This window comes from Nocardioides sp. CER19 (assembly GCF_029846275.1).
Taxonomy (GTDB): Bacteria; Actinomycetota; Actinomycetes; order Propionibacteriales; family Nocardioidaceae; genus Nocardioides.
Genome location: NZ_JARVWS010000001.1, coordinates 294,723 through 321,271 on the forward strand (window position 1 = coordinate 294,723; position 26,549 = coordinate 321,271).

The window sequence follows — 26,549 nt, forward strand, 5'->3', positions numbered from 1 at the left end:
TAGGTGAGGTTTGTTCCGTGTCCGGTCACGCCGTCAGCGAGCCGGAAGCGTCACCGACGCGAGGACGTCGGCGGTTCCGCATTGGAGGACCTCGGCCTTCTGCCGGCCGTGCGCCGGCGGGCGCAGCGCCAGCATCGCCGCCCGGCCGTCGAACATGACCGGGTGCACGGATCCGGTGCCCCAGTCGGCGCCGGCGCACGCGAAGTCGGGGGGCGCGGACGGCTGCGAGAGCGCCGCACCGGTGCTCGGCAGGACGACGACGGCCCGCCGTACGTCGGCCTCGAGCGTGGCGCTGTGCAGCTCCGGCAGCACCGCCTGCTCGGCGCTGGGGGACGCGGCCCGGCCGCCCGACGAGGCGCTCGAGGACTTGTCGGAGGCCGACGACCCCGGTCCCTCGGGCCACAGCGCGCGCAGGCTCACTCCGCCGACCACGACGGCGGCGGCGGCGACGAGAGCGGTCGCCCAGCGGCGCCGGCGACCGACGGGATGCGCCCGTCGGAGCGGGGTGGCGGCGGACTGCTCACGCCGCTCGGCCGCCAGGTCGTCGAGGACACCCTCGAGCCGCGCGGCGACGTCGGCCGGCATCGGCTCGTCGGCGCGCGCGTCGGCGAGCAGCCGGCGAACCAGCTCCTCGTCGGGGGTGTCGGGCATGTCGTCCTTCTCTGGGCTCTGGGGGTCGTGCATCGGGCGGCTCGGAGACGGTTGATGGCTCACCGCCGCCAGCGAGGCTCAGCCCGGTGGCGCCCGGGCGGGCGGGTCCGCGGATGGGACGGGCGGGAGCGGCTGCTGGTTCCCCTCGGCGGCGACCGGCGGCACCGGGTCCAGGACCCCGGCGTCGCGCAGCAGCACCGCCAGCCGTGCCCGGCCGCGGGAGCATCGGGACTTCAGCGTGCCGAGCGGTACGTCGAGCACGGCCGCCGCCTCGAGCACGGGCATGCCCTCCATGTCGACGAGCACGAGCGCTGCACGCTGGTCGGCCGGGAGCTCGCCGAGGGCGGCCAGCACGAGGCGGCGCTGGTCGGAGCGCTCGGCGGCGAGCGCCGGGTCGCTCGCGTCAGCGGCCGCGGCCGGGAGAGGAGCGTCGTGGTCGTCGGCCAGGGCTGTGGTGCGTCGTACGGATGCGGCGCGGAGGCGGTCGACGCAGGCGTTGACGACGACGCGGTGCAGCCAGGTGCTGACGGCCGCATCCCCGCGGAACGTCCCGGCCCGGCGGTACGCCGCCACCAGCGCGTCCTGCAGCCCGTCGGCCGCGTCCTCGGGGTTGCCCATGGTGCGCAGCGCGACTGCCCAGAGCCGGTCGCGGTGCCGGGCGAACAGCTCGGCGAAGGCGTCGCGGTCGCCGGCGACGTGGGCGGCGAGCAGCTCACGATCGGGGCGCCCGTCCGCCCGGTCGGTCACGCCCGCGTGCCGATCACGGAGACCTCGGACAGCTCGGCCCGGAAGCCGCCGGCGACCTGCGGCAGCGAGGTGAGCCAGACCGTGACGAACCGGCCGGTCGCCGCCGGGTCGATCGGGACCTGGGTCCGCTCCGCCGCCGTGGCCCTGGCCGCCGGGGTGCCGAGGTCGTCCGCCGACGTCGGGGCGGACGCCCCGACGTAGATCGAGACGCCGACGCCCGGCTGCGCGAAGGTCAGGTCGACGCGCGAGACGTGGTGCGCGGTCTTCAGGTCGACGATGAGCCCGACGCCGCTCTTGATGCCACCCGGGCCGAGGTTCTGCCGGTAGGTGGAGGTGCGCCAGCTGGTCGAGGGGTCGCCGTCGACGGCCCGGGGCGCGAGGTCGCTGTTCTCGGCCGGGGGCGAGCCGAGCGGGTCGAAGTCGTTCGCCGTCGTGCCGGAGATCGGCCGGGCCGCGGGTGTGGAGGTCGGGGTCGCCCGGGGCGACGTCGTGGGCGTGTCCGCGGCGTGGTCGCCGCCGTCCCGGACCTGCCAGGCGACGATGCCGCCGATGACGAGCAGCAGCAGGGCGCCGAGCAGCAGCCCGAGCCGCAGCCAGCGCCGTCCCGGGACCGGCGGCTGTTCGGGCTCCGCGTCGAACGGCCAGTACGCCGCCGAGTCGGCCGCCCGCTCCGAGGTCGACGCGGTCGACGGGGTCGACGGACGCGCGCGGCGGGCCGGTGCGCCGTCGGACGGTTCGGGCGCGAACAACGGTCGCTCCGGCGGCGGCTCGAGCGGTGGCGGCGGCTCCGGCGCGTCCTCGCGAGGCGCGAACCAGGCGTCGTACGGCGTATCGGCGGGGTCCTGCGCCCCGGGGGCCTCCGTGTCGTCGAAGACCGGGAGGCCGGCCACGGTCGCCTCGGGCTCGGCGGCGGCCGGCGGCTCGTCCTGCTCGGACTCCTCCTGCGCCGCCGCCTCCTCCGGCTCGGCAGCCGGTGCCGGCGCAGGCGCAGGCGTCCGGCCGACCACCGACGTCGGCGAGTTGTCGGCGAGCTCGTCGGAGAGCCCGTTGCGGTCGCCGACGTAGCCCGCGAGCACGGCGTGGATCTCGCCGGCGGTGTTGGGTCCGGCGTGCCGGCCGTGCGACCGGTTCAGCACCTCGTCGACCAGGTCGTCCAGGACCCGCGGTACGCCGGCCCGGATCTGCCGCGGCCGCAGCACGCGGTACTCGGTCCCGTGCTGCTCGCGCGGGGCCCGCGGCACGGCGGACTCCGAGAGCCCCGGCCACTTTCCGGTCAACGCGAAGTGGAGGAGGCCGGCCAGGTCGACCACGTCGATGCCGATCCGGTCGCCGTCGAGGCCGTAGAGCGCCGCCTCGACGGCGAAGCCGATGATCCGGACCGAGCCCGTCGTGTCGATGAGCACGTTCTCGGGGTTCAGCCGGCCGTGCGCGACACCGCGGTCGTGCGCCGTCTCCAGCGCGCTCGCGACCTCGTCCACGATCCAGGCGGCGCGCCGCGGTGGGAGCGGTCCCTCGGCGGCGACGAGGTGGTCGAGCGACGTGCCCTTGCCCCACTCGTTGACGACGTAGCAGATCTCGCCGTCGTTCTCGACGTCCAGCACCCGGAGCAGACGCGGCTCGACGATGCCGGCGGACTCGCGGGCGGCGTCCAGGAGCCGCTCCGCGCGCTCGTCGTGGGCGTCGATGACGTGGATCGCGACCGGCCGGGAGAGGACCCGGTCGTGGCCCCGCCAGAAGCGGCCCTGCCCTGACTCGGTGAGCAGGTCGTCGAGCCGGTAGCGCCCCGCGAGCACGTCCCCAGGACGCTTCCTCGTCATGGCACCTCCCCCCGGTGACCGACCCGCACCCCGTCGGGTCGCCATCGTAGGACGATCAACGTCCCAGACGTCGTGTCATCGTGTCGACGACGTCGGTGAGCTCGGTGATCCGCATCGCGCGGGCGACCACGAGCAGGACCCCGAGGCCGACCGCGCCGACGACCGCGCACTGGACGAGCGAGCCGGCCAGGCCGTAGGTGTCGGACATTCCCGGCACGACCAGGACGACCGCGAGGGCCACGGCGACCGCCGCGACGACGGCGAGCGCCAGCCGGACGAGGAAGCGCAGCAGCGTGCGGGTCGTGAGGCCACCGAGCCGGTGCGACAGCGTCAGGTAGGAGACCAGCGCGCCGACGGCGTACGACAGGCCGTAGGCGATCGCCAGCGCCGGAGTCGTCTGCTTGTCGGAGGCCAGGCTCACCAGCACGAGCGCGGCGACGATGTTGGTCGCGGCCACGGCGCACTGGATGTAGAAGACGACGCGGTTCTCCTCGCGCGCGTAGAAGCCGCGCAGCAGGAGGTAGTGGACGGTGAAGAACACCAGCCCGGGGCCGAAGAGAACCAGCGTGGGCACGTAGTTCTGCACGTCGGCCCTCGCGGCGCCGTAGCCCCACAGCACGTGGGCGGCCGGGCTGGCGACCAGGGGCAGGAACGCGGCGAACGGGATCATCACGGCCAGCGCCGTGCGGAGGGTCGGCGCGAGCGTGCCGGCCAGGCCGCGCCGGTCGCCGGCCTCGGCGTACGACGACATCCGCGGCAGGATCGCGGTCGCCAGCGAGACGGTGACGATCGCGTGCGGGACCATGATGATGAGGAACGTCTGGCCGTAGACGGTGTAGCCGGTGCCGGTCGACGTGCGGTCCGCCGTACCGGTCGAGGCCAGGTGCACCACGACGGCGTACGCGATCTGGTTGGCGATGACGAAGAGCACCGTCCAGCCGCCGAGCCGCAGGGTGTGGCCGAGCCCGGAGTTGCGCAGGTCGAAGCGCGGGCGCAGCGACACCCCCGCCGCGCGGAGGTAGGGCACGAGGACGAGCAGCTGGGCGACGATGCCGAGGGTCGAGCCGACACCGATGAGGAGGCCGCGCCCGCCGGTGAAGGCCCCGTGCAGCGGGTCGTCCGGGCCGAAGACCACCAGGTAGGTGATCAGCACGGCGACCGAGATGACGTTGTTGGCGATCGGCGCCCACATCATCGGGCCGAAGTAGCGCCGAGAGTTCAGCACCTGCCCGACGAGTACGAACATGCCGTAGAAGAACACCTGGGGCAGGCAGTAGCGGGCCAGCGTCACCGCCGAGTCGTACGACGCCGCGCTCCACGAGTTCGACACGAAGATCCGCATCCACCACTGCGCGGTGAGCATCAGCACCACGGTCACCGCCGCGAGGAAGACGCCGACGAGGGTGATCACCCGGCTCGTGTAGGCCTCGCCCCCGTCCGGGTCGTTCTTGAGGGACCTGACCAGCTGCGGCACCAGCACGGCGTTGACGACGCCGCCGGCCAGCAGGATGTAGAGCATGTTCGGGATCGTGTTGGCGATGTTGAACACGTCCGCGTGGATGGCGTTGCCGAGCGCCGCGGCGAGGAGGGCCGACCGGACGAACCCGGACGCCCGCGAGACGAGCGTGCCGGCCGCCATCACGGCGCTGCTGCGGAGGACTGACTGCTGCTCACTCACCGGCATGCACCTGGTGCTCCGATCGGGCGGCCGGAGCGTCGTCGTCCGGGAGGTCGGGTCGGCGGGCGGCGCGCACGCGGCGCACCAGTCGGACGGCGATGGCCCCGAAGAGCAGGGCGCCGCCGACGGCGAGGAAGAGCCAGATGATCCGGCTGACATGGGCGGCCCGGATCGGCACCCGCACCGACTCGCCGAGGCGGGTGCCGTCGGAGTCGACGAGCTGCAGCTGCACGTTGTGGACGCCGGCGCGGGTGGCCTTCGCGTCCAGCAGCACGGTGATCCGCCCCAGCGCGGCGATCTGGACCGAGCGCGGCGCCGAGACGGCGATGCCGGGGTCGTTCTGGAGGGCGCGGATCGCGACGGTCACGGGCTGGTCGAGCCCGTTGACGACCGTGGCGGCGAAGCGCCCCGACGCACCGGACAGGGTCACGCCCGACGGCGCCTGCACCCGGATCTGGCCGAGCTGGGTCTCGATCCAGCCGCGCGAGGAGGCGGCACCGTCGCTGACGCTGTCGCGGGCCGGGTAGCCCAGGTCGGTGAGGGCCTCGTCGACGACCTCGGCGGCGACCGTGTCGTTGCGGGCGAGCACCCGCTGCAGCGTGCGGCCGGTCCTCATGAGCGCGTTGGCGGAGGCGAACCGGGTGCCGGGGAGCTGCTCGCGCGCGGCGCTCGCCGGGTAGTGCAGGTCCTTCTCGTCCACCTGGGTGGCGAGCTGGCTGTTCATCGCCGCCCCCAAGCCGTTGAGCTGCAGCCACGGCTGCGAGAGGCCCCTCACGAAGCCGGCCGGGTCGGCCACGTGCCACCGCTCGGGCAGGGTCACGACGAGCGGCGGGTGGGTCGGGTCCAGGGCGCGTACGGCGGCCTCGGCGAGCACGCGCTGCCGCAGGGAGACGCCGGCCAGCGGGTCGTCGGGGCCGGGCCCGCCGCTGGCGGCGGCGCTGGAGGAGACGGCGACCCGCCACGCGCCCGCGCTGAGCACGGCCGGTGCGGCGCTGCCGGTCGACGCGAGGTCTTCCGGCAGCGCGGCGTCGGAGAGCACCATCGGCGTCCCGGTCTCCGTCATGGTGAGCGCGTCGGGGCTCAGTACGCCACGCGGCGGGGCGTTGACCTGGGTCGCGGTGATGCCGAGACCCTCGAAGAGGGCGACGCTCCTGCTCCGGGCGGTCTCGTAGACCTCGGGGTCATGAGCGGCTGCAGCGGACAGGTCGAGGTCGCCGTACGGCAGGGCGAGCACCTCGGACTGCTTGAGCACGGGCAGGATCGCGTCGAGCCAGCTGCTGGCGAGCGTCGCCACGGTCGTCGTCTGCGAGTCGGCCGCCGGGTCCGGCTCGGCGGATGGCGACGGGGTCGGCGAGGCGGACTCGGTCGCGCCGCCGTCGGACTTCTCGGTCGGCGCGATGTTGCGCGGCGGGTTGCCGGCCGCGAGCTGGCGCACGGCGTCGACGACCCCGGGGTCGACCAGCCAGCTGAGCGACTGGCCGCCGCTCGACGTCGCCGCCTCCCGCGCCCGGGCGAGGCGGCCGGTCGGCGAGAGCAGCCGCTGCCAGGCGTCGAGGTCGGCGACGGAGCCGTCCGGGTTGTGCACCACGTGGGCCCGCAGCGGCACCAGCACGGCCGCACTGACCGGGGCGGTGTTCCCGCGCAGCAGCGGCAGGAACGTCCGGGCGCGGCCGTCCGCCACCTTGTCGTTGCCGTCGGGCCCCGAGCCGAGGGCGTGGACCCCGAACCAGTAGACGCCCGGCTGGGTCGACGGCAGGTCCTTGCGGGGGACGATCAGCGTGTAGGGCGTGGCCTCGCCAGGCTGGAGGTCGCCGATGCGCACCAGGTCGGTGAGGATCCGCGGACCGACCTCGACCGTCTGGTCGACCCCGGCGGCGGCGGCCAGCTCGCCGGTGGTCGTCATGGGCGCGGCGGACGCGAACGGGTACAGCGTCACGTCGACCCAGGGCTGGTCGTCGGTGTTCGTCACGGTGCCGGTGACGGTGACCGTCCCACCCCGGTGCGGCGTCATCGCCGACGGGGTCAGCGTGTCGATGGTGACGGCGAGCGGCGCGGCGTCGTCCGTCCGGTCCGCCGCGTGCGCCGGAGCCGGCACCAGCCCGATGAGCCCGATCAGCACCGTCAGGAGTCCCCCGAGCACCGCGGCGAGCACGGCGGTCTGGGCGCGACGAAGCGCCGCTCGGGGTCGAGGCATGCAGGCGAGGATATCGGCCGCGTCTGAGTGGTCTCTTAGACTGCTCACCCGTGTCCGAAACTGCCCTCCCGCCCCTGACGATCGCCGACGTGCAACGCTCGGTGACCGCCGAGCTGGACCGCATCGGACCAGTGATCGACGAGCTCGGCGAGCTGTTCGCCGCGGCCGGCCACGAGCTGGCCCTCGTCGGCGGGCCGGTCCGCGACGCGATGCTCGGCCGCCAGCACAACGACCTGGACTTCACGACGTCGGCGCGCCCGGACGACACCGAGGCGATCCTCAAGCGGTGGGGGGACGCCACCTGGGACATGGGCCGCGACTTCGGCACGATCGGCTGTCGCAAGGGGCCGTGGCAGGTCGAGGTGACGACGTACCGCTCGGAGACCTACGACCCGAGCTCGCGCAAGCCCGACGTCGACTTCGGCGACTCGCTCGCCGGCGACCTCGGCCGCCGCGACTTCACCGTCAACGCGATGGCGGTCCGGCTGCCCGGCCGCGAGGTCGTCGACCTGTACGGCGGCGTGGTCGACCTGGCCACCCGGGTGATCCGCACCCCGGGGACTCCGGAGGCGTCCTTCTCCGACGACCCGCTGCGGATGATGCGCGCCGCGCGGTTCGCCGCCCAGCTCGGCTTCGACGTCGCGCCCGAGGTCGTCACCGCGATGACGGAGATGGCCGACCGGATCTCCATCATCAGCGCCGAACGGGTCCGCGACGAGCTCGTGAAGCTGGTCACCGCGCCCCACCCACGGCGCGGGCTGACCCTGCTCGTCGACACCGGTCTGGCCGACCGGGTCATCCCCGAGCTGCCGGCCCTGCGGCTCGAGCGCGACGAGCACCACCGCCACAAGGACGTCTACGAGCACACCCTCACCGTGCTCGAGCAGACCATGGACCTCGAGTCGCGGCTCCCGGGCGGCGGACCCGACTTCATCGCCCGATTCGCCGCCCTCATGCACGACGTCGGCAAGCCCAAGACGCGGCGCTTCGTCGACGACGGCACCGTCACGTTCCACCACCACGACGTCGTCGGCGCCAAGCTGACCCGCAAGCGGATGCAGGCGCTGAAGTTCTCCAACGCCGACATCGACGCGGTGGCCCACCTGGTGGAGCTCCACCTGCGCTTCCACGGCTACGGCTCGGGCGAGTGGACCGACTCGGCGGTACGGCGCTACGTCCGCGACGCCGGCGACGAGCTGCAGCGCCTCCACATCCTCACGCGTGCTGACTGCACCACCCGCAACCGGCGCAAGGCCGAGCGGCTCTGGCGCACCTACGACGCCCTCGAGGAGCGCATCGAGCGGCTGGCCGAGGAGGAGGAGCTGGCCTCGCTGCGGCCGGCCCTCGACGGCAACCAGATCATGGCGATCCTCGGGCTCACCCCCGGCCGCGAGGTCGGCGAGGCCTACCGCTACCTCATGGACCTGCGCCTCGACGAGGGTCCGATGTCGCCGGAGGAAGCCGAGGCCCGGCTCCGCGAGTGGTGGGCGGCCCGCGGCTGATCACGATCAGCACCTCGCCACGGAAGTGACTGGTCAGTAACGTGTGGCGGCATGACGACCACAGCCGCCGCCTCCGCCACCGGGTCCGAGCTCAAGGCCACCCTCACCGTCGCAGCCGCGCCCGCCCAGGTCTGGGCCCTCGTGACCGATGTCGCCCGGATGGGCGAGTGGAGCCCGCAGGTGGTGAGGACGTTCGTGCTCCGTGGCCCGGTGCGGCGCGGCACCCGCTTCCTCAACCTCAACCACCAGGGCTGGAAGCACTGGCCGACCACCGCGAAGGTCGTCCGCTTCGAGCCGCACCGCGACTTCGCCTTCCGCATCAGCGAGAACCGCACGGTGTGGTCGTTCCAGCTCGAGCCGACCGCCGACGGCGGCACGTTCATCACCCACCGGCGCGAGACGCCGCACGGGATCTCGCCGGTCTCCAACGCCCTGGTCGGCGCCGCTCTCGGCGGTCAGGCCGCCTTCGTCCCGGAGCTCCTCGAGGGGATGAGCCGGACGCTCGAGCGCATCAAGGCCGAGCTCGAGGGCTGACCCTCACCCGACACGAAGGCGAAGGCCCCGCCTCCCGGGTGACGGGAGGCGGGGCCTTCGTAGTCTCGATGCGCTAGGTGGCGCTCGCTAGTCGACCAACGAGGGGTCACTCGCCGGAGATGAACTTCTCCAGCAGGGCGCGACCCTCGGTGTCCTCGATCTGGACCGGCGGGCTCTTCATGAGGTACGCCGACGCCGGGATGATCGGGCCGCCGATGCCGCGGTCCTTGGCGATCTTCGCGGCGCGGACGGCGTCGATGATGATGCCGGCGCTGTTCGGGGAGTCCCAGACCTCGAGCTTGTACTCCAGGTTGAGCGGGACGTCACCGAACGCACGACCCTCGAGGCGGACGTAGGCCCACTTGCGGTCGTCGAGCCACTGGACGTAGTCGGACGGGCCGATGTGGACGTTCTTGTCCTCGACCTTGCCGGCGAGCTCGCCCTTGAGGTTGGACGTGACGGCCTGGGTCTTCGAGACCTTCTTGGACTCCAGACGCTCACGCTCGAGCATGTTCTTGAAGTCCATGTTGCCGCCGACGTTGAGCTGGTAGGTGCGGTCCAGCGCGACGCCGCGGTCCTCGAACAGCTTCGCCATGACGCGGTGGGTGATGGTGGCACCCACCTGCGACTTGATGTCGTCACCGACGATCGGGACGCCCGCGTCCTCGAACTTCTTGGCCCACTCGGGGTCGGAGGCGATGAAGACAGGGAGGGCGTTGACGAAGGCCACGCCGGCGTCGATCGCGCACTGGGCGTAGAACTTGTCGGCCTGCTCGGAGCCCACGGGCAGGTAGGAGACGAGGACGTCGACCTGGGCGTCCTTGAGCACCTTGACGACGTCGACCGGCTCGGCGGCCGACTCCTCGATCGTCTGCTTGTAGTACTTGCCGAGGCCGTCGAGCGTCGGGCCGCGCTGGACCTCGACGTGCTTGAACGGGACGTCGGCGATCTTGATCGTGTTGTTCTCGGAGGCGTTGATGGCCTCGGAGAGGTCCTTGCCGACCTTCTTGTCGTCGACGTCGAACGCGGCGACGAACTCGACGTCGCCGACGTGGTACTCGCCGAACTTGACGTGCATCAGGCCGGGCACCGTCGAGGACGCGTCGGCGTTCCCGTAGTACTCGACACCCTGGACGAGGGAGCTGGCGCAGTTGCCGACTCCCACGATTGCTACACGTACCGAACCCATCAGGGCTCCCTTCCTAGTTCTGAGAAGCGTGCGGGTCGCTCTCGGTGGAGCTCCGCTGAATCGGATGTGTTGAAGGGTTCCTCTCGGCGTTGATGAGGTCGGAGAGCCACCGCACCTCTCGCTCGACCTGTTCGACGCCGTGCCGTTGCAGCTCGGCGGCGTACCGGTCGACCTCCGCCTGGGTCATCGACAGCTCGCGCTGAACGCGGTCCAGCCGCTCCTGGAGGCGGGTACGGCGTCCCTCGAGGACGCGCAGCCGGATCTCCATGTCGGTGCGACCGAAGAACGCGAACCGGATGTCGAAGTTGTCGTCTTCCCATGCGGTGGGACCGACCTCCGACATCAAGCGCTCGAACTCCCGATGGCCCGCCTCGGTCACCCTGTAGACGATCCGCGGGCGACGGGTCACCGGGGTGACCGACGCCGTCTCCTCCTCGATGAGGTGGGCCCGCAGCATCTTCTTCAGGGTGGGGTAGAGCGAGCCGTAGGACAGCACCCTTCCCCAGCCGAGCATGAGGTTGAGCCGCTTGCGCAGCTCGTAGCCGTGCATAGGACCCTCGTGCAGCAGTCCGAGGACTGCCAGCTCGATGGTCTCTGCGCGACGTGCCATGCGACCTATCGTAGCGATATATCCGCGTGTTGCGAACCCCCGGTACATCGGCGGGTCATGTCGGAGTCGAGGAACGGCTCGCGAGGGTGGGACAGGGGCGCGGCGTACTTCGGGGATCTGCGATCGCTGGGGACAGTGCGTACCCTGTTCACCCGTGAGTTCTCCGACCCCGAGTGGTAAGCGCCGTGCGCCCGAGAAGAAGGCACCCGCCGGGGGGCGGGGCAAGGCGGCCACCACCAAGACCCCACGCAACCTGAAGGGCTGGCTGCTCTGGGCTCTCAAGTGGGGCCTGGTCAGCCTCCTCGGCCTGATCGTGCTCGGCGCGATCGTCCTCGTCGTCGCCTATCAGAAGACCTCGATCCCGAACCCGAACAAGGCCTTCCAGACCCAGACGACGAACATCTACTACGCGGGCGGCAAGAGCAAGATCGGCCAGTTCGCGGTCCAGAACCGCGAGTCGATCGCCTACGACGAGATGCCGGCCTGCATGAAGACGGGCGTCGTCGACGCGGAGAACCGCTCCTTCTGGACGGACAAGGGCATCGACCCGAAGGGCATCATCCGCGCGGCCTTCACCAACGCGAAGAGCGGCGGCACCACGCAGGGAGCCTCCACGATCACGCAGCAGTACGTGAAGATCCTCTACCTCAACCAGGAGCGCACCTACACGCGCAAGATGAAGGAGGCCTTCCTCTCGCTCAAGCTGCAGCGCACGCTGAGCAAGCAGGAGATCCTCGAGGGCTACCTCAACACCATCTACTTCGGCCGCGGCGCCTACGGCGTTCAGGCGGCCTCCCACGCGTACTTCGACAAGCCGGCCGCGAAGCTCACCGTCCCGCAGTGCGCCGTGCTCAGCGCGGTGCTCAACAACCCCTACCGGCTCGACCCGGCCAACGGCGACGCCAGCGAGGCGGCGCTGCTGTCCCGCTACCGCTACGTGCTCAACTCGATGGCCGACGCCGGTGACATCACCGACGACGAGGCCGCGAAGGACGAGGCGGCGCTGCCGAAGTTCCCGAAGGTCAAGGCGAACTCGTCCAAGGGCGGCCAGAAGGGCCACATGCTCGCCCTCGTCAACAACGAGCTGCACCAGCTCGGGTTCAACGACGAGGAGATCGCCGGCGGCGGACTCAGGGTCACGACGACGTTCGACAAGCAGGCGATGGCCAACGCCGAGGAGGCGGTGAAGGAGGCCGCCCCGACCCAGGCGAAGGACGGGTCGAAGATCACCGACAAGCAGCTCCATGTCGGTGTCGCCTCCGTCGTGCCCGGCACCGGAGCGCTCGTCGGCTTCTACGGCGGCCAGGACTTCCTCAAGTCCGAGATCAACTGGGCCTCGGCCGGCGGCATGGCGGGCTCGACCATGAAGCCGTTCACGCTCGCCGCTGCGCTCGAGTCCGGGTTCTCGCTCAAGGACACCTTCGACGGCAACTCGCCGTTCACCTACCCCGGCTCCACGCTCCAGGTGCACAACGAGGGTGAGCAGGCCGGCGAGGCGAACGGTCACTCGTACGGCTCGCAGATCACCGCGATCACCGCGCTGGAGCAGTCGGTGAACACCGCGTTCGTCGACATGTCGAGCGCGATCCCGAACGGTCCGAAGAAGGTCTACGAGACCGCCACGAAGATGGGCCTGGCTCCCGAGCAGGCGCAGCAGGACCTGCCGGGCATCCCGTCGAAGACCCCCGACCTGTCCCCGAAGGACAGTCTCATCACGCTCGGCCGGGCGCAGGCCAGCCCGATCAACATGGCCAACGCCTACGCGACCATCGCTGCCGGCGGCAAGCGGGCCAACGTGCACGTCATCACGAAGGTCGTCGACCGCACCGGCGCCGTCCGCTACCAGTACAAGAACCACACCGAGCAGGTGATCCCCGAGGACGTCGACGCGGACGTCGCCTACGCGATGCAGCAGGTCGTCAAGAACGGCACCGGCCGTAGCGCCCTGCCCCTCGGTCGGCCCACCGGTGGCAAGACCGGCACCGCCACCAACGACAAGGGCGAGGTGTCCTCCGCGTGGTTCGTCGGCATGACGCCCCAGCTGTCGACCGCCGTCATGTACGTGCGCGGCAAGGGCCGTGAGGCACTCGACGGCTGGATGCCGTCGTACTTCGGTGCCGACTACCCGACCGACACCTGGCTCGCGGTGATGAAGCGTGACCTCGAGGGCAAGGAGGTCCTGGACTTCCCGCCGCCGGCCTGGGTCGACGGCAACGCGCCCGCCCACGGTCACGAGCCGGTTCCGACCAAGGCGCCGGAGCCGCCGAAGCCCACGAAGACCAAGACGCCGAAGGCGACCAAGACCGCCTCGCCTCCGCCGCCGCCGACCAGCTCGGCCGCGCCGTCGCAGACGCCCACCCCGACGCCGACGCAACCGACCTGCGGTGTCCTGAACCCGTGCGACACGCCGACCGGCAACGGCAACGGCAACGGCAACGGGAACGGTAACGGGAACGGTGGCGGCAGCACTGGCACGCCACCACCACCCCCCGGGCGTAACGAGACTCCCTGAGCCGATGCCCGTGGCCGTCGTACACCCGACCGAGGACGACCCCGTCGCCCGTGCGCTGAGCGAGGGCATCGGGGGTCCCCGGGGTGTGCACGCCCGCGGGCACCGCTGGTGGACGCCGGTGCGGCTGCTGCTGGCGCTGACGGCGCTGACGTTCGCGCTGGGGATGGTGCAGAAGTCCGGCTGCTTCGCCGACACCTGGGAGGACGGGACCGCCCGCTACACCCAGATGTGCTACTCGGACCTCCCCTACCTCTACACCGCGCGGGGGTTCGCCGAGCTGAACTGGCCGTTCAGCTCCGACCCGCAGGTGCGGGCGCGCTACGAGGTGATGGAGTACCCGGTCGGCATCGCCTACTGGGCCTACGGCGCCGCCTGGGTCACGCACTGGCTGAACGGCTCGCCGTCGCTCGACGAGCGCTACGTGGCGCCGGTGGAGAGCCTGTGGGGCATGCCGGACGTGCATCGCGAGATCCGGCTGTACGTCGTCGTCAACGCGATCGGCTTCGCGGTCCTGGCGCTCCTGTCGACGTGGCTGCTGGCCGGCGTACGGCGTGACCGGCCGTGGGACGCGGCGGGATTCGCCCTCGCGCCGACATTGCTCGCCGCCGGGCTGGTCAACTGGGACCTCGTCGCCGTCGTGTGCGTCGCCGGCGCGCTGTTCGCGTGGTCACGCGATCGACCCGGCTGGACCGGCGTCATGATCGGGCTGGGGACGGCCGCGAAGCTCTACCCGCTCTTCCTGCTCGGCGGGGTGCTGGTGCTGGCCTGGCGCTCGCGGCGATGGGCGTCGTTCGGTCGAGCGCTCGCGGGCGCGGTCGTCACATGGGGTCTCGTGAACCTGCCGGCGTACCTGTCCGGGCCCGACCAGTGGAAGGTGTTCTGGTCCTTCAACTCCGGCCGGACCGCCGACCTGGGCTCGCTGTGGCTGGTCGCCTCCGACGTCTTCCACACCACGTTCGACGCCCCGACCATCAACCACTGGTCGTGGCTGCTCTTCATCGCGTGGTGCGCGGCCGTGCTGGCGGCGGGGGTGCGCGCCCGACGTACGCCGACGCTCGCAGAGCTGGGGCTGCTGATCGTGACGGGCTTCCTGCTGGTCAACAAGGTCTACTCGCCGCAGTACGTCCTGTGGCTGCTGCCGTTCGCCGTCCTCGCCCGGCCGCGCTGGCGCGACCAGCTCGTCTGGCAGGGCGCCGAGCTGGTCTACTTCGCCGCGGTGTGGTGGTACCTCGGTGGCTTCCTCACCTCGGGCCGGGGCGACTCCCACCCGGTCTACGACCTCGCGGTGCTCGTCCGCGTCGCGGGGCAGCTGTTCCTCGTCGCGCTGGTGGTGCGGTCGTGGTTCCCGCGGGTGTCGGGCGCTGCCGCCGTGGGTGGTGAGCCATCAACCGATGACGCCGGGCGGATGGTTGACGAGTCCCCGCTGGTGGGGGCTGCTGTCGGGCGGTGAGTGGTCGACCGTTCGGTGGGCGCGGACGGTTCATGAGTGACCGCTGGGCCGGGCTGCGTGCACAGAGCGGCGCTGCAGCAGGCTTCTCCACAGACGCGCGACTGACCCCTGCCGGGGGGACGTCGTGACCGCTTGCCTGAGCGGTCATGAAGGAGATCCCGTCCGAGCTGATGTCCGGACCCTTCACACGACGCCAGGCCCGCGCAGCCGGTGTCACGGACAGGATGCTGCAGAGCAAGCGGTTCGTGAGGGTGCATCACGGGGTGTGGCGACTGGCGTCGTACGAGATGACCGGCCCGGACCTGGTCGTCGCTGCGCGACTGGCGCTACCAGATCGGGCGCGCATGACCGGGCTCACGCGCATCCAGGCGCTCGGGCTCGACTTCGGGCCGAGTACGCCGGTGCGCTTCGTCATCGAGGGCGACCACCACCTGGCGCTCAAGGGCGTCTTCCTGCACCGGACCCGGAAGCTCGCGCCGGGTGGCGCGATCGCCGTATCGCCGGCTGCCGCCTTCCTCGCCTTCTGCGCCGAAGCCCGGGCGATCGATGCCCTCAAGGTCGGGGACTGGCTGCTGCACCACGCCCACATGACGGTCGAGGAGGTCCGCGAGCTCGCCCTCGCGGCCCTGTGGCGCGACGGCGCACACGAGGCGCTCTTCGTGCTGGAGGACCTCGACCCGCGATCGAAGTCCCTTCCCGAGTCCGAGACGCGTGCGGTGCTCACGTGGGCCGGACTCCCGCGCCCGGAGGTGAATCCCGTGGTGCATCTCGACGAGAGCGTCAGCGTCGAGCTCGATCTGCTCTACCGCGAGCAGCGGATGGCGGTCGAGTACGAGGGAAGCCAGCACCAGCTGGATCGGGAGCAGTACGCGTCCGACATCGACCGGTATGCGCTCTTCCGGGAACGAAACATCGCCTATGTGCAGGTCACCAAGGAGAAGCTCAGGTCGCCGCGTCGCCTGGTCGCGGAGGTCCACCGAGCGCTCGTCACACGTGGGTACGCCGGCTCTCCGCCGGACTTCGGCGAGCGCTGGGCGATGTTGTTCGAACGGGTGTCGAGCGCCGTCGGGTCTCGGAAGGACCGGATCCTCGCCGCGTACCGCGAGGGCGTGGTGAGCTAGCAACCGATCCGAGGCCGACTTCGGTTGATGGCTCACCGCTGGCTGGGGGGTGTGCCACCCGGCGGTGGGTGGTGAACCGTTGGTCGGGTCCGAACGGTTGATAGGTCACCGCTGGCTGGGGGTGTGCCGTAGGCCGGTGGGTGGTCAACCGTTGGCGGTGCCGGAACGGTTGATAGGTCACCGCTGGCTGGGTCGGGTGCCGTAGGCCGGTGAGTGGTCAACCGTCGGAGATGCCGGAACGGTTGATGGCTCACCGCCGCCGACGCTGGCCGCCGGAGGCCGGTGAGTGGTCAACCGTCGGAGATGCCGGAACGGTTGATGGCTCACCGCCCGAGCCACCCCCGCCACAGCGCTCAGCTGACCGTGACCGAGTCGAACGTGGTGGCGGTGTAGCGGACGCGCACGTCCAGCTTCTCGCCGACCTCCGGCACCCGGGTGCCACGCGGGAGGAGGAGCATCGAGGCCTGCATGTGCGGGGGCTCGGCGAAGTGCAGTGGCTTCCCGTCCAGGACGTACGGCGACCGCAGCACGCCCAGCGTCTCGAGCCCGCCCTTGGCGGCGACCGCAGCGCGGCCGCGGAGCCCGGCGTCGCCGGAGGGGGCGGCCAGGCCGATGCCGTGGGCGGTGCCGCCGGACGCGATGACGAGGTGGCCGGATGCACCGTGCCGCTGCCGGTAGCCGTAGGACTCGCCTCGCGAGAGGGGGTGCACGTCGAGCACCTTCGCGGTCACGGAGAGCGCGCCCCGGTCGCCGAGCCAGAGGCCGGTGCCGACGCGGGGGCGGATCGTGATGTCTGGGTAGGCGGCCTGCAGGCTGCGCAGCTCGTCGAGCGTCAGGTGGCTGATCCAGACGGTGGACGCTTCCGCGCCGACGACGTCATCCATCAGCCGCCGCGCCTCGGCCAGGTTGCCACCGGTCATCGGCAGGTGGATGGTCACGCCCTCGATCCGAGCCCGGCGGCGCGCGATCGGGGCGGTGTCCCAGAGCTCGGCGGCGCTCAGGCCGTGCCGGCGCATCGACGTCATCCGCTCGAGCACGACCCGGGGAGCCTGCTGCCGGGCGGTCAGCGCGCCGAGGTCGGCGGGGCGCGAGATGGTGTGGATGACGCGCCGCTGCAGGTCGGGAGCCAGCGGCGCGACCCAGGGCCGCCACGGCGTGAGCACCAGCAGCGAGCCGGGGAAGCGCGACGCCACCTCGGGCAGCTCGTCGTAGGTGCCGACCGCGAGGGTGTCGACGCCGAGCCACTCGGCGCGGCGGGCGAGCCGGCCCAGGCCGAGGCCGTAGCCGTTGCCCTTGGCGACCGGTACCAGCCCGGGCGTGGAGGAGGCGACGGTCCGGAGGTGGGCGCGCCAGCGCTCCCCGTCGACGATCAGGTCGAGACTCATGGCATCACCGCCTGCTCATGTAGAGGGTGAAGGCCTTGTAGAGCACCGACCGCAGCGGCAGGTCCCATTCGCCGGCGTACTCGACGGCCTGGCCGCCGGTGCCCGCCTTGAACTGGATCAGCCCGACGTGCGGGTCGTCGGCCGACAGCGTCGGGGTGATCCCGCGCAGGTCGTAGACGTCGCAGCCGGCCGCGATCGCGTCGCGCATCATCGCCCACTGGAGGGCGTTGGACCCGCGCACGTCGCGCTTCTCGGTCGATGACGCCCCGTAGGAGTACCACGCGTGCGCGCCGACGCGGACCATGATCGTGGCGGCCACCAGGTCGCCCTCGTGGCGGGCGAAGTAGAGCTTGATCCGCTCGGGGTCCTCGGCGCTCATCGCCTCGACCATCGTCCGGAAGTAGGACAGCGGCCGCGGCGTGAAGTGGTCGCGCTGTGCCGTGTGGACGTAGAGGTCGTGGAACGCCGCGAGGTCCTCCTCACGACGGGCTCGACCGGCGGCGGGGTCGGAGACGGTGACCTCGACGCCCTCCTTCTCCGCGCGCTTGATGTTGCGCCGCCAGAGCTGGTTCATGCCCTTGAGCACGTCGGCCTCGGTGCGGTCGGCCAGCGGAATCTCGTAGGTGTACTGCGGCTGCCCGACGCCGAAGCCGTCCTCCGGCGACTGCGCCAGCCACCCGGCCGCCCGCAGCTGGGACACCACGCGGGCACCGGCGGCGTCTCGGTGCTCGGGGGCGAGGTCGGTGAGCCGGCGTACGTCGTCCGACGCGACACCCTCCTTGACCTGCGCCGCGCTCCAGGTCGCCGTGCGGACCGGCGGCCCGAGCCGGACGGCGAAGGCGCCGTGCGCCTTGAGGTAGGCGGCCAGCGGGTCGAGCCACTCGGCGAGGTCGCCCGACCAGTCGATCGACGGTCCCTCGGGCAGGTAGGCGAGCGTGTAGCGCTTCAGCCTCGGGATCGGACGGTGCAGCACCAGGCCGGCCCCGACCAGCTCGCTGCCGCGGAACCAGCCGAGCGACTCGGAGCGCCACTCCGTCTTCACCCGGGCCCACGCCGGCGTCTGCAGGAAGCTCACCGACCGCTGTCGCGAGACGTAGGCCAGGTGCTCCTCGGCACTGATCGGTCGGACGGTGAGAGCCACACCGAGACCCTAAGGGACGCCCCCAGAGGGACGGGCACGCGCACCTGGCGGGCGCCGCTAGTCGGCCGCCGGCGACCACCCCAGCGCCGGACCGAGATGCTCGGCCATGTCGGTGAGGATCTGGACGTAGTCGGCGTGGCCGAACGTGAACGGCAGCGCGAAGGCCACCTCGTCGACCGACTGGAAGCCGGCGTGCGCCTGCAGCGTCTCGGCGATCTGGGCCGAGGTGCCGACGATGTCGGGGGCGAAGAGCAGGCCGGCCGGGCCCTGCGGCTCGCGGGTGCGGGGCAGTCGCGCGTCGGCGTACGCCGCGTAGCGGGCGACCTGCTCGGGCGTCGCGGAGTCGGTGGGGATCACGACGAGCCCTTGGGACACGCGCGCGGAGGCGCCGGCCGGATGGACCGAGCGGAACAGGTCGATCTGCCGCCGCTGGATCGCGGCGAAGGAGTCGGCCGAGCCCTCCGCCTTCACGACGCTCGAGGAGAGCAGGTTGAGTCCGTGCTCGCCCGCCCACCGGGCGGAGGAGAGCGAGCCGGCGCCGTACCAGACCCGTGACGCGAGCCCCGGCGACTGCGGCTGGACCAGGCGCGAGAACGTCTCGATCCCGACGGTGCCCTCGAACTCGCTCACCGGCGAGCCGGAGACGTAGGCGAGGAAACGCTCCAGCCGCGGGTAGCCGAGCTCCTCCTGCGCGGCCGTGTCCGGGTAGAGGGAGGAGCTGAAGCGGTCGTAGTTCATCGGCGGCCCGACCGAGAAGCCGGGGTTGATCCGCCCGCGGGAGAGTACGTCGACGGTGGCGAGGTCCTCGGCGAGGCGGAACGGGTTCTCCGCGCCCAGCGGCGTGACGGCCGTTCCGAGCTCGATGCGGGAGGTCCGCTGCGAGGCCGCCGCCATCACGGCGACCGGCGAGGAGATGCCGAACTGCAGGTGCCGGTGGCGCAGCCAGGCCGAGTCGAAGCCCAGCCGCTCCCCCAGCTCGATGATCCGCAGCGTCTCCTCGTGCCCGGCGGCCGGGTCGGCCGGGTCGAAGAGTCCGATGGTCAGGAAGCCCAGGCGGCGCAGCACGGATCAGAGACTAGTTGTCCGGAATGGTCGCCGGACCGCCCCGATCGGTGCCACGCTGGGCAGTGGCCGGCCTCCGGCCCGTACCTAAAAAATTCTCGGGCCGTGTATCAACCGGTCCCCCCGGTGCTCCTCGGGGGGCGTGACAGTGACGAGCACTCGGGGAGCAAGACCCATGAGCAGCAGCACGATCACCGAACGCGGTGACGCCGGGCAGTCGCCCGGTGGCGTGTGGGCACAATCGGCCGACGCCTTCGACCGGTGGATAGCGGGGGATCCATCGGCGTTGGACGACCTGGTGCGGGCGATGACGCCCGTGCTGTGGCACGTCGTGCGCGCCTACCGCCTGGACGCCGACGCAGCGGAGGACGTCATCCAGAGCACCTGGCTGGCGTTCGTCCGCAGCAGCGCGACGATCCTCGACACCGCGGCCGTCGGCGGGTGGTTGACCATGACGGCGCGCAGGGAGGCCTGGCGGGTCTCCAAGGGCGCCGGTCGCACCACGCCGACCGACGAGGAGGAGCTGGCGCCGCACCTGCCTCGGCAGCGCTCGGCCGAGACCGATGTGGTCGAGGCCGACCGTCGTGACCGCCTGTGGGGGGCTGTCGACGGGCTGCCGGAGCGGTGCCGCCGGCTCCTCCGGGTCGTCGCGTTCGAGAACCGACCTGACTACGCGAGCCTCGCCAGCGAGCTCGGCATGCCCATCGGCAGCATCGGCCCGACCCGCGGCCGATGTCTCGCCAAGCTGCGGGTCGCTCTGATCGAGGCAGGAGAGCTGTGATGAGTGAGATGAGCCGCGAGCTGATGCTGTCGGTGGTGCGTTCCGTGTACGACGACCGCGACCCCGTCCCCGACGGGCTGGTCACCCGGATGCAGGCAGCCGCGCGTGAGGCGGCCGACGATCTCGGGTTCAGCCTCGAGGTCGAGCTGATGACGCTGCTCGAGCGGAGCTCGGAGCTCGTCGGCACGCGCAGCGACGCGGCGACCCGCGCCGTCTACACGCTCCGCTTCGTGCACGGCCAGGTCGACCTCCTCCTGCGCGTCGCCCCCGAGGGCGAGCGCTCCCGCATCGACGGCTGGGTGGTCCCACCCGAGCCGATCACCGTCCGGGTCGTCCACGACGACGGCAGCACCTTCGCCGCGATCATCAGCGACACCGGCCGCTTCGAGATCCCGGACGTACCGCTCGGCCTGGTCCGGCTCCGGCTGGAGCCGCACGACGACCGGGCGCCCTTCGTCACGCCCTCGTTCGAGATCTGACCCGAGTTCCCACCACCCCACAGGAGCCAACCCATGCTGGACTTCGATGACCCGCGCCGTCAGAAGCGCCGCGGTCGCCTGCCGCAGATGCCCCAGCCGGAGCAGATGCCGTCGATCAACGCCCGTGCCCTCGACCCGAGCCGGGCCCTGCCCGGTGCCACGGTCGACGGCATCGAGATCTACCCGACGTTGTACGTCGGCAACCGCCTGCTGGTCTCGAAGGCGGTCGACTTCCAGACCGCCTTCGCGGCGATCACCGAGGCGGCGAAACCGCTGGGCTGGGGGGTGGAGGAGGTCCACGACCCCGTGACGGGTGGGCTCCCGTTCGGCGTGCGGAGCGTGAAGCTCTTTCTCGAGGCGGAGGACGTCGCCCTCGCCCCCGACGCCTGGGTGGTCCTGCAGCAGGCACGCCGGCAGGACCGCGACGCCGTCAACGGGGTCAGCCTCGACCACGTCGTGTTCGACAGTCCCTACAACGCGGGTCATCCCTACAACGCCGGCCACCCTTACAACGCCGGCCACCCCTTCGGGGAGACCAACCCGGTCAGCAGCTACGCCGTGCCCGGCAGTGGCGGCCTGCAGCCGATCGCCTACACGGGTCCGGCCCCGGCGCGGAAGGACGAGGTCGAGCCGCGCCGTCCCGTCGTCGCCATCCTCGACACCGGCTGTGGCAAGCACCCCTGGCTGGACCACGTCGTCAAGACTGACGTCAAGCTCGACGGCCACACGATCGGCTTCGACCACACCGTGCCGGACCCCGAGGAGGACGGCGACACCGTCGGGGGGCTGGACGGACTGCTCGACCCGCACGCCGGCCACGGCACGTTCATCGCCGGCCTCGTCCTCCAGAACTGTCCCGATGTCGAGATCCTCTCGTGGCGGATCATGCCGCCCGACGGCCCGGTGTCGGAGTTCTACTGGGTGACGGCGTTGGCCCAGATCGTCGAGCTCGTCCGCCGCCACCAGGAGGGCCTCCCGGGTGGCCACGCGATCGACGTGCTGAGCCTGTCGATCGGCTACTACCACGAGACGCCGGAGGACGCGCTCTTCGACATCTCGCTCTACTCGGTGCTCGACGAGCTCTGCAAGCGCGGCGTCGTCGTGGTGTGCTCGGCGGGCAATGACGCGACCGCGCGGGAGAACTACCCAGCCGCTTTCGCCCCGTGGCGGAACGGCAAGGGTCCGATCAAGCCGAGCTCGGCGCACACGCCGATCGTCTCGGTCGGCTCCCGGAACCCGAACGGCACCGTGGCGCTCTACAGCAACAGCGGCCCGTGGGTCCGCACCTATGAGCAGTCGTCGGGGGTGTTCAGCACCATGCCACCGTTCCAGGGTGGCCTGGAACCGGAGGCCGAGACACGCGCGTACGGCCACATCCGCGAGTCGATCGATCCCGACGACTTCCGCGGCTGGAGGAAGCGCGGCGGGTTCGCGGTGTGGAGCGGGACGTCGTTCGCCGCCCCGATCGTCGCCGGAAAGATCGCGCACGCACTGATGCCGTGGCTCGACCGCGGTGACGACCCGACGGTCGCCGTCCAGCGCGGCTGGGAGGCGGTCACCGAGGTCACCAAGATCTCGCTCGCGGACGGAAACGACTGACGCGAGGGCCTCGGCGCACGCCATGATGGAGGCGTGCTGTCCGCCGAGGAGCTCCATCGCCGTGGCGTCGTCGCGATGAACGCCGGACGCCTGGCGTTCGCGTCGCGCTACATGGCGCAGGCTCTCGGGCGGGCGGACGATCCGTCGCTTCGGGCGAGGATCGAGGCGAGCCTGGCCTACGTCGCCACTGACAAGTCCGACCTGGCGAGCGCGCTGGAGCAGTGCGACCGCGCGCTCGCCTTTCCGGACATCCCGGAGCAGGTGCGCGGCGTGCTGCTCTGCCAGCGCGCGCTGATCCTGAGGCGCAGCGGCCGCGCCTCGGACGCGCTGGAGAGCTTCAGTGAGGCGATCGGAGCCCTCGGTGACCTGCCGACCGACGTCGGCAAGGCCTACCTGAACCGCGGCACGGTCCACCTCGACCGCGGTGAGCCCGAGGTCGCCGCTCGCGACTTCGCCGACGCGGCGCGCTACTTCAGTCGGGCGGGAGAGACAGAGCTGCAGGCGATGGCCGACCACAACATGGGGTACGCCCTGTTCCGGTCCGGCGATCTGGTGAGCGCGATGCAGGCGATGGCGGAGGCCGCGCGCGTGCTCGGTCCGGTCAGCGCGGTCAGCCGTGCCGTCGGCGAGCAGGATCGCGCCGAGGTCCTCCTGGCTGCCGGGCTGGTCACCGAGGGCTCGGCACGGCTGCGAGGCGCGGCGACCGACTACGGCAGCCGGCGCCTCCGACAGCGACAGGCCGAGGCTGAGCTGACCCTGGCCGCGAGCCTGCAGAGCTACGACGCCGCGGCTGCGCGGCGGGCCGCCCGCTCGGCCGAGCGCCGGTTCCGCCGGCTCGGGGCCGAGGAGTGGCGCGCCCGGGCGGAGGCGGAGGCGCTGCTCGCCGAGACGGAGCTCGGCGGGACCGGTCAGCGTCTCGTCGACGAGGCGGACCGACTGTCCGCCGCGCTCGAGGCGCAGGGACTCCAGTGGCCGGCGGCCCGGACGCGTCTGCTCGCCGCCCGGGTCGCCGTACGGCGGGGCGCCTTCGCCGATGCCGAACGGCGGCTGACCGAGATCCGGGCCGCGGGGGCGCCGCTGGACGTGCGCCTGCTGGCGGCCGACGTCCGTGCCGAGCTGATGGCCGCGCAGGGCGGTCGGGCGACGGCGTTCAAGCACCTCCGCGCAGGCCTCGAGGGCCTGCACGCCTGGCAGTCGTCGTTCGGCTCGCTCGACCTGCAGACCAACGTCGCCGGGCACGGCGTCCGACTCGGCACCAGGGGCCTGGCCCTGGCGGTGGAGTCGCGCCGGCCGGCCACCCTCTTCGAGTGGTCCGAGCGCGCCCGCATGCTCGCGTCCCGCGTGCAGCCCGTGCGCGCACCCCAGAGCGCCGAGATCGCCGGCCAGCTCACGGAGCTGCGCGGCGACGTCGCGCCCGACCGCGAGGCGGAGCTGCGGACCCGGGTCCGCGAGCTCGCCTGGCAGCACGCCGGATCGCGTGCGGTCATCGACCCGGTCGCGCTGCGCGACCTGCAGGCGTCCCTCGGCGAGGAGACAGCACTCGTCGCGTATGTCGTCGCTGCCGGTCAGGTCGTCGCCCTCGTGGTGACCAGCGATGGTGCTGCCTGGCGCGACCTCGGACCGGACGGCGCCCTCCGTGAGCTGCTCGGCGGGCTGCTGCCGGACCTCGACATGGCGGCCTCCGACCTGCCCGACCCGATCGGCCCCGTGGTGCGGGGCGGACTCGTCGACCGGCTCGAGAAGCTCGCAGCGCTCCTGGTGGCGCCCCTCATCGCGGACGTCGGCGATCGAGCCGTCGTGCTGACCCCGTCCGGCGTGCTCGCCGGTCTGCCGTGGACGCTGCTGCCCGGCCTCGCGGGCCGTCCCGTGACGGTCGCACAGTCGGCCACGTCGTGGCTGGCGCGGCGGGCGACGCCCTTGCGGACCGCGTCGGCCGGTTTCGTCGCCGGCCCTCGGGTTGCCCGCGCCGAGGACGAGGTCACGGCCGCCGCCAAGGAGTGGCCGAACGCAGCGGTCCTCACGAACTCGGCGGCGACCGCGGAGGCCGTCTCCTCGCTCGCGGCCGGCGTCGACGTCCTCCACGTCGCTGCCCACGGCCAGCACTCGGCCGAGAACCCGCTCTTCTCCGGTCTCCAGCTCCATGACGGGCTCTGGTTCGGCTACGACATCGACCAGCTCGCGGCCGTGCCGGACGTGGTGCTGCTCAGCGCCTGCGAGGTCGGCCGTTCCACCGTGCGTTGGGGCGAGGAGCTCATCGGCATGGCGACCGCGTGGCTGCACGCCGGCGCGCGCTGCGTCGTCGCGTCTCCCGCGGCGGTCGCCGACCAGGCGGCCTACGACGCGCTGGTCGCCGTGCACCGCGGTCTAGCGCAGGGGCTGGACCCGGCCGCGGCGCTCGCCGCGGCGGTGCCGATGGCGACGGCCGATCGGCCACCGGTGCCGTTCCTCTGCTTCGGCTGAGCTGTATCAACGCGCGTCGGACGCGCTCCTCAGGGGAAAGCCATCCCGGGAGGAGCCAGCCATGACCACCCTGCAGAGCAGTGCCGACACCATCGAGATCTTCACCGTCAGGAACCCGGCCACCGGCCAGGTCGTCGAGATCGACGCGGGCAACCGGCTGGACGTGAGGTTCAGCGGCACCGGCCTGGTCTCACGCTGGGAGATCGTCGAGCGACCGTGCAACCTGGTGCCGCTCGCGGTCGGCCGGGCGTCGTTCAGCTTCCTCGCGTTCCGGTCCGACGTCCCGGTGCAGGAGCTGGTGCTGCGCCGTAGCGGCGGCGTGCGGGGCGACGAGACCCGCAGGTTGCGCGTCGTCACCCACCCCTGAGACCGGGCCAACGGTCTCGAAACGCCTTCGCCTGGTGGCTGCGGCAGTCGACCAGCGAGCCGTCAGGCGATCCGCTCCCTCATCCACTCGAAGTCGGCGCGGTGCTCGGCCGCACCACCGGGCGTCTCGCAGATCACCGGAGCGCCGGCGTCGCGTACGACGGCAGCGAGCAGGTCAGGATCGATCCGTCCGGCTCCGAAGTTGGCGTGCCGGTCGGCCCCGGAGTCGAAGTCGTCGCGCGAGTCGTTAGCGTGGACCAGGTCGATGCGACCAGTGATCTTGCGGACGTCGTCGACGATGGTCTCCAGCGGGTTGCCACCCGCGTGCGCGTGGCACGTGTCGAGGCAGAAGCCGACCTGGTCGAACTGCTCGGTCGACGCGATGGCGTCCCAGACCCCGGCGATCCGCTCGAGATAACGCGTCATCGCGTTGTCGCCACCGGCGGTGTTCTCGATCAGCACGGGCAGCTTGAGGTCGGTCGCCTCGACCGCCTTGCGCCAGTTGTCGAACCCCTTGGCCGGGTCGTCGGCCTTGTTGACATGGCCGCCGTGCACGATCAGGCCCTTCGCGCCGATCGACGCCGCCGCGTCGACGTGCTGCTGGAGCAGCTTGCGCGACGGGATCCGGATCCGGTTGTTCGTCGTCGCCACGTTGATGATGTAGGGCGCGTGCACATAGAGGTCGATCCCGGCGGCCTCGGCGTCCGCGCGCAGCGCCTCGGCGCCGCCGGCGTACGCGAACTCGGGGCCTTGGTAGCCCTGGGGGTCGCCGAGGAAGAACTGCACGACGGTCGTGCCGCGCGCCTTCGCCTCTGCGATCGGGTCGGCCTGGTCGACATGGGCTCCGATGACCACCATGGCCCCAGCGTAGGTGCCGGCACGGACACTGCGGCCGGAGCCGTCGTTCCTCGCTCACGACCTGGGGTTCTGGTACCCACCAGGGGTATCCTTGGACCATGACGCACGCACACCCCGGATACGTCGACCGCAAGGCCGACCACCTCAAGCGACTGCGCCGGATCGAGGGTCAGGTCCGCGGCCTCCAGCGCATGGTCGAGGAGGAGCAGTACTGCATCGACGTGCTGACCCAGATCTCCGCCGCGTCCAAGGCGCTCCAGTCCGTGGCGCTGAGCCTGCTCGACGAGCACATCGGCCACTGCGTCGCCGACGCGATCAAGGAGGGGGGCTCCGACGCCGACGCGAAGATCAAGGAGGCGAACGACGCGATCGCGCGCCTGGTGAAGTCTTGATCCAGATACCCTAGGGGGGTA

General features: G+C 71.8%; 22 protein-coding genes. 11 read left to right on the forward strand and 11 right to left on the reverse strand.

Translation table 11 applies throughout. The features are described 5' to 3' along the window. Positions 1 to 33: 33 nt before the first annotated feature. From QDS12_RS01530 to QDS12_RS01550, 5 genes are all read right to left on the reverse strand, one after another. The gene (locus QDS12_RS01530) at positions 34 to 651 is read right to left on the reverse strand and encodes a hypothetical protein (protein WP_279876440.1); all 618 of its coding nucleotides are present in this window, start codon (positions 649 to 651) and stop codon (positions 34 to 36) included. A 78-nt stretch (positions 652 to 729) separates the two neighbouring features. After that, positions 730 to 1,398, reverse strand: coding sequence for an RNA polymerase sigma factor SigM (sigM, locus tag QDS12_RS01535; protein ID WP_279876441.1), 669 nt, complete (start codon positions 1,396 to 1,398; stop codon positions 730 to 732). Beyond that, positions 1,395 to 3,215: a protein kinase family protein gene (locus QDS12_RS01540; protein WP_279876442.1), complete on the reverse strand. Its 1,821-nt coding sequence runs from the start codon at positions 3,213 to 3,215 to the stop codon at positions 1,395 to 1,397. Before QDS12_RS01540 ends, sigM begins: the two co-directional genes overlap by 4 nt. A 55-nt stretch (positions 3,216 to 3,270) precedes the next feature. Beyond that, complete coding sequence (murJ, locus tag QDS12_RS01545; RefSeq protein ID WP_279876443.1) at positions 3,271 to 4,893, reverse strand: murein biosynthesis integral membrane protein MurJ; 1,623 nt, start codon at positions 4,891 to 4,893, stop codon at positions 3,271 to 3,273. Beyond that, a complete protein-coding gene (locus QDS12_RS01550) occupies positions 4,886 to 7,087 on the reverse strand; it encodes a DUF6049 family protein (protein ID WP_279876444.1) in 2,202 nt (733 codons plus the stop codon). The genes murJ and QDS12_RS01550 overlap by 8 nt, the downstream gene beginning before the upstream one ends. 74 nt (positions 7,088 to 7,161) lie before the next feature. Between QDS12_RS01550 and QDS12_RS01555 the strand changes: the two genes are divergently transcribed. Beyond that, positions 7,162 to 8,589, forward strand: a complete 1,428-nt coding sequence (locus QDS12_RS01555) for a CCA tRNA nucleotidyltransferase (protein ID WP_279878447.1) — start codon at positions 7,162 to 7,164, stop codon at positions 8,587 to 8,589. A 51-nt stretch (positions 8,590 to 8,640) separates the two neighbouring features. After that, a complete protein-coding gene (locus QDS12_RS01560; protein ID WP_279876445.1) occupies positions 8,641 to 9,123 on the forward strand; it encodes an SRPBCC family protein in 483 nt (160 codons plus the stop codon). 106 nt (positions 9,124 to 9,229) lie between these two features. Here QDS12_RS01560 and QDS12_RS01565 read toward each other — a convergent pair whose 3' ends face one another. After that, the gene (locus QDS12_RS01565) at positions 9,230 to 10,312 is read right to left on the reverse strand and encodes an inositol-3-phosphate synthase (RefSeq protein WP_279876446.1); all 1,083 of its coding nucleotides are present in this window, start codon (positions 10,310 to 10,312) and stop codon (positions 9,230 to 9,232) included. A gap of 13 nt (positions 10,313 to 10,325) precedes the next feature. Continuing rightward, positions 10,326 to 10,922: a PadR family transcriptional regulator gene (locus QDS12_RS01570; protein ID WP_279876447.1), complete on the reverse strand. Its 597-nt coding sequence runs from the start codon at positions 10,920 to 10,922 to the stop codon at positions 10,326 to 10,328. A gap of 154 nt (positions 10,923 to 11,076) precedes the next feature. On the opposite strand from QDS12_RS01570, the gene QDS12_RS01575 reads away from it, so the two are divergent. The 3 genes from QDS12_RS01575 (at position 11,077) to QDS12_RS01585 (ending at position 16,005) form a co-directional block, all read left to right on the forward strand. Further along, positions 11,077 to 13,434, forward strand: a complete 2,358-nt coding sequence (locus tag QDS12_RS01575; RefSeq protein WP_279876448.1) for a transglycosylase domain-containing protein — start codon at positions 11,077 to 11,079, stop codon at positions 13,432 to 13,434. 10 nt (positions 13,435 to 13,444) lie between these two features. Further along, positions 13,445 to 14,884, forward strand: a complete 1,440-nt coding sequence (locus QDS12_RS01580; protein ID WP_279876449.1) for a glycosyltransferase 87 family protein — start codon at positions 13,445 to 13,447, stop codon at positions 14,882 to 14,884. A gap of 146 nt (positions 14,885 to 15,030) precedes the next feature. Then, entirely contained in the window at positions 15,031 to 16,005 is a 975-nt protein-coding gene (locus QDS12_RS01585; protein ID WP_279876450.1) for a hypothetical protein, read from the forward strand. Positions 16,006 to 16,358: 353 nt separating this feature from the next. Here QDS12_RS01585 and QDS12_RS01590 read toward each other — a convergent pair whose 3' ends face one another. From QDS12_RS01590 to QDS12_RS01600, 3 genes are read right to left on the reverse strand one after another with little or no spacing between them, the layout of a single operon-like run. Beyond that, positions 16,359 to 17,390: an alanine racemase gene (locus tag QDS12_RS01590; RefSeq protein WP_279876451.1), complete on the reverse strand. Its 1,032-nt coding sequence runs from the start codon at positions 17,388 to 17,390 to the stop codon at positions 16,359 to 16,361. A 4-nt stretch (positions 17,391 to 17,394) separates the two neighbouring features. Further along, on the reverse strand, positions 17,395 to 18,531 hold the full coding sequence (locus QDS12_RS01595) for a peptidoglycan bridge formation glycyltransferase FemA/FemB family protein (protein WP_279876452.1): 1,137 nt from the start codon (positions 18,529 to 18,531) through the stop codon (positions 17,395 to 17,397). 57 nt (positions 18,532 to 18,588) lie between these two features. Further along, complete coding sequence (locus tag QDS12_RS01600) at positions 18,589 to 19,596, reverse strand: LLM class flavin-dependent oxidoreductase (protein WP_279876453.1); 1,008 nt, start codon at positions 19,594 to 19,596, stop codon at positions 18,589 to 18,591. A 172-nt stretch (positions 19,597 to 19,768) separates the two neighbouring features. Between QDS12_RS01600 and QDS12_RS01605 the strand changes: the two genes are divergently transcribed. The 5 genes from QDS12_RS01605 (at position 19,769) to QDS12_RS01625 (ending at position 25,279) form a co-directional block, all read left to right on the forward strand. Next, positions 19,769 to 20,374, forward strand: coding sequence for a sigma-70 family RNA polymerase sigma factor (locus QDS12_RS01605; protein ID WP_279876454.1), 606 nt, complete (start codon positions 19,769 to 19,771; stop codon positions 20,372 to 20,374). Next, complete coding sequence (locus QDS12_RS01610) at positions 20,374 to 20,853, forward strand: hypothetical protein (protein ID WP_279876455.1); 480 nt, start codon at positions 20,374 to 20,376, stop codon at positions 20,851 to 20,853. Before QDS12_RS01605 ends, QDS12_RS01610 begins: the two co-directional genes overlap by 1 nt. A 33-nt stretch (positions 20,854 to 20,886) precedes the next feature. Continuing rightward, a complete protein-coding gene (locus tag QDS12_RS01615; protein ID WP_279876456.1) occupies positions 20,887 to 22,452 on the forward strand; it encodes a S8/S53 family peptidase in 1,566 nt (521 codons plus the stop codon). A 33-nt stretch (positions 22,453 to 22,485) separates the two neighbouring features. After that, the gene (locus QDS12_RS01620) at positions 22,486 to 24,912 is read left to right on the forward strand and encodes a CHAT domain-containing protein (RefSeq protein WP_279876457.1); all 2,427 of its coding nucleotides are present in this window, start codon (positions 22,486 to 22,488) and stop codon (positions 24,910 to 24,912) included. Between the two features lie 61 nt (positions 24,913 to 24,973). Beyond that, complete coding sequence (locus QDS12_RS01625) at positions 24,974 to 25,279, forward strand: hypothetical protein (RefSeq protein ID WP_279876458.1); 306 nt, start codon at positions 24,974 to 24,976, stop codon at positions 25,277 to 25,279. A gap of 62 nt (positions 25,280 to 25,341) precedes the next feature. Here QDS12_RS01625 and QDS12_RS01630 read toward each other — a convergent pair whose 3' ends face one another. Further along, positions 25,342 to 26,136 (reverse strand): deoxyribonuclease IV, encoded by a 795-nt coding sequence (locus tag QDS12_RS01630; protein ID WP_279876459.1) that lies wholly within the window; start codon positions 26,134 to 26,136, stop codon positions 25,342 to 25,344. A gap of 98 nt (positions 26,137 to 26,234) precedes the next feature. Here QDS12_RS01630 and QDS12_RS01635 point away from each other — a divergent pair, with 98 nt between their 5' ends. Next, on the forward strand, positions 26,235 to 26,528 hold the full coding sequence (locus QDS12_RS01635) for a metal-sensitive transcriptional regulator (protein WP_279876460.1): 294 nt from the start codon (positions 26,235 to 26,237) through the stop codon (positions 26,526 to 26,528). The last annotated feature ends 21 nt before the right edge of the window (positions 26,529 to 26,549 follow it).